General features: G+C 77.4%; 4 protein-coding genes. 2 read left to right on the top strand and 2 right to left on the bottom strand.

The features are described 5' to 3' along the window. Both ABD317_RS35175 and ABD317_RS35180 read left to right on the top strand, forming a co-directional pair. A partial coding sequence (locus ABD317_RS35175) for an aminotransferase class I/II-fold pyridoxal phosphate-dependent enzyme (protein ID WP_344295759.1) occupies positions 1 to 704 on the top strand: 704 nt, incomplete at its 5' end. 81 nt (positions 705 to 785) lie between these two features. Beyond that, positions 786 to 1,685, top strand: a complete 900-nt coding sequence (locus tag ABD317_RS35180) for a LysR family transcriptional regulator (RefSeq protein WP_344295763.1) — start codon at positions 786 to 788, stop codon at positions 1,683 to 1,685. Positions 1,686 to 1,703: 18 nt separating this feature from the next. Here the strand turns inward: ABD317_RS35180 and ABD317_RS35185 are convergent, their stop codons facing one another. Both ABD317_RS35185 and ABD317_RS35190 read right to left on the bottom strand, forming a co-directional pair. Further along, the gene (locus tag ABD317_RS35185) at positions 1,704 to 2,201 is read right to left on the bottom strand and encodes a Rieske (2Fe-2S) protein (RefSeq protein ID WP_344295767.1); all 498 of its coding nucleotides are present in this window, start codon (positions 2,199 to 2,201) and stop codon (positions 1,704 to 1,706) included. 77 nt (positions 2,202 to 2,278) lie between these two features. After that, on the bottom strand, positions 2,279 to 3,141 hold an 863-nt coding region (locus ABD317_RS35190; RefSeq protein WP_344295771.1), incomplete at its 5' end, for an alpha/beta hydrolase family protein.

Consider the following 3,141-nt stretch of genomic DNA (forward strand, 5'->3'; position numbering starts at 1 on the left):
CCCTGCCGGAGCGCGCGGCCGCCGCGCTGGCCGCCGGCGCGCGCGCCCTGGTCGTCACCTCCCGCGCGCAGAACCCGACCGGCGCCGCGCTCACCCCGGCGCGCGCCGCCGACCTGCGCGCCGCCCTCGCCCGCGACCCGGACGTGCTCCTCGTCGAGGACGACCACTGCCACGCCATCGTCGACCTGCCCTTCCAGCCGCTGGCCGGCGCCGCGCGGCACTGGCTCGCGGTCCGCTCCGCCGCCAAGGCGTACGGGCCCGACCTGCGGCTCGCGGTGCTCACCGGGGACCGGGTGACCGTCGACCGCATCGAGGGCCGGCAGCGCCTCGGCCCCGGCTGGGTCAGCCGGCTGCTCCAGGACGCGGTCGTCCACCTGCGCGGCAGCGGGGTCCTCGACGCGGCGGCCGTCGCCCGCTCGTACGGCGAGCGGCGCGACGCGCTGCTGGCGGCGCTGCGGCGGCGCGGGGTCGAGGCCGCCGGGCGCAGCGGCATGAACGTGTGGCTGCCGGTGCCCGACGAGACCTCCGCGGTCACCCGGCTGCTCCAGGCGGGCTGGGCGGCGGCGCCCGGCGCCCGCTTCCGCCTCGCCTCCCCGCCCGGCATCCGGCTGACCGTCTCGCCGCTCGCCCGCGACGAGGTGGAGCCGCTGGCGGACGCGGTGGCGGCGGCGGTGCGGCCCGCGCCCGGACGGCGGTACGTCTGACGGCGTACGGGCCACGGTGCGCCGCGCACTCCTCGTAGCGCAGGCGGGACTCTGGGGCCCTTATCTCGTAGCATCGCTTAGATGTTGAACCTGGAGCGCCTGCGCACCCTGGCCGCCGTCGCCCGGCACGGCTCGGTGAGCGCCGCGGCCGACGGGCTGCACATCACCACCTCCGCCGTCTCCCAGCAGCTCGCCAAGCTGGAGCGGGAGACCGGGCAGCAGCTGCTCGCCAAGAACGGCCGCGGTGTCCGCCTCACCGACGCCGGCCGGCTGCTGTCCGAGCACGCCGTCCGGATCCTGTCGCAGGTCGAGGCGGCGCAGTCGGAGCTGGAAGCGCACCGCGGCCGGCCCGTCGGGCAGCTGGCGATCGCGGCGTTCCCCACCGCCGCCCGCGGGCTGTTCCCCGCCGCGCTCGCCGCGCTGCGCCGCGACCACCCCGAGCTGCGGGTGCGGTTGCGCGAACGGGAGCCGGACCAGGCGGTGCCCGGCGTGATCCGCGGCGACCACGACCTCGGCATCGTCCTGGACTGGTACAACAAGCCGATGCCACTGCCGCCCGGCCTGTCCCGGGCGCCGCTGCTCGACGACGTCGCGGACGTCGCCGTGCCCGCGGGACATGCGCTCGCGGACCGCGCGGACGTGGTCCTGGAGGACTTCGCGGACGACGACTGGATCTCGTGGCCGGAGGCCGAGTTCTGCCACGACTGGCTGGTGTTCACGCTCCGCGCCAAGGGCGTCGAGCCCCGCGTCGCGCACACCGCCGAGGAGCACCACACGCAGCTCGCACTCGTCGCCGCGGGCCTCGGCATAGCCGTCGCGCCGCGGCTGGGCCGCGGGCCGGTGCCCGCGGGGGTGCGCATCCTGCCGGTACGTGCCGCGATGCACCGGCACATTTACGCGATCTGGCGCTCCGACGCCGACCGCCGGCCGTCCATCAGGGAGGCCGTACGCGCGCTGCAGGCCGCGGGCCGCGCCGTCTGAGCGCGGCCCGCGGGGCCGTCAGCCCTGGCGCAGCACGTCCCCGTCGACCCGCACGTCCTCCGCGGGCAGCGGTTCCGTGGCCGGGCCCTGCGCGACGCTGCCGTCCGCGATGGCGAACTTGCTGCCGTGGCACTCGCAGTTGATCGTGCCGTCCTCGACGCTGCTGACGACGCAGCCCTGGTGGGTGCAGACGGCGGAGAACGCCTTGAACTCGCCCGGCTCCGGCTGCGTGACGACCACCTTCTGGTCCTTGAAGATCTTGCCGCCGCCCTCGGGCACCTCGCCGGTGGTGCCGAGCTGCGCGCCGTCGTCGCCGCCGCCCTCCTGCGGCTCGTCCCCCGTGTCGCCGGTGCCGCCCGTGTCACCCGTGTCGCCGGTGCCGCCGGAGTCGCCCGAGTCGCCGGAGTCGTCCGAGTCGCCGCAGGCGGCGAGCGCGGCGGCGAGACCCCCGGCGCCGGCGGCGGCCACGACGGTGCGGCGCGCGGTGAGCCGGGCGGGGATGCGGGATTGCGTCATGGTGGGCCCTTTCTGGTGCGCCGGCCGGCCGCCCTGGGCCGGCGGGACCGGCGTGCTGTTCGTGTGCCTCAGCGCCCTCATACGTACGCCGCGGGTTCGGCGTTCAGCTCCCGCCGCAGGAACGCCAGCTCGAACCAGAGGAGATTCTCCGCGACGGCGTCGTCGGAGATCATGTGCGACGCGCCGGGCACCGGCAGGACGCTGTGCGGCCGGCCGGCGGCCAGCAGTTCGGCGGAGAGCCGCAGGGTGTGGGCGGCGACGACGTTGTCGTCGGCGAGGCCGTGGACGAGCAGCAGGGGGCGGCGCAGCCGGTGGCCGAGCCCCACCAGCGACGAGCGGTCGTAGTGCTCGGGGTGCTTGTCCGGGTGGCCGAGGAAGCGCTCCTGGTAGTGCGTGTCGTACAGGCGCGCGTCGGTGACCGGGGCGCCCGCGACGGCGGCGTGGAACACGTCCGGCCGGGTGAGGACCGCCGCCGCGGCGAGGAACCCGCCGAACGACCAGCCGCGGATGGCGACCCGCTCCAGGTCGAGGTCCGGGTGGCCGGCCGCCGCCGCGTGCAGCCCCCGCACCTGGTCCGCGACGGCGCTGTCCCGCTTGTCGCCGGTGTTCGCCCGCTCCCACGACGGCGGGCCCGTCGTCGCCCGCCCGTCGGTGACCAGTACGGCGAAGCCCTGCTCCGCGAACCACTGCGAGACGAGCGTCCACCACCCGCGCGCCGGCACCGCCAGCCGCAGCCCCGGCCCGCCGTACGGGTCGAGCAGCACCGGCAGCGGGCCGTCGCCCGGGCGGCGCCACGACGGCAGGAACAGGTGGCTGCGCAGCCCTTCGGGCCCGTCGAGACGCAGCGGGCGGGGCCGGAGCGCGGGCTCCCCGGCGAGCGAGGCGAGCGGCGCCGCCGGGCGGCCCCCGGCCAGCACCCGGACCGCCGGCCCGGCGGGCG

Source organism: Streptomyces synnematoformans, from assembly GCF_039531005.1.
Lineage (GTDB): Bacteria > Actinomycetota > Actinomycetes > Streptomycetales > Streptomycetaceae > Streptomyces > Streptomyces synnematoformans.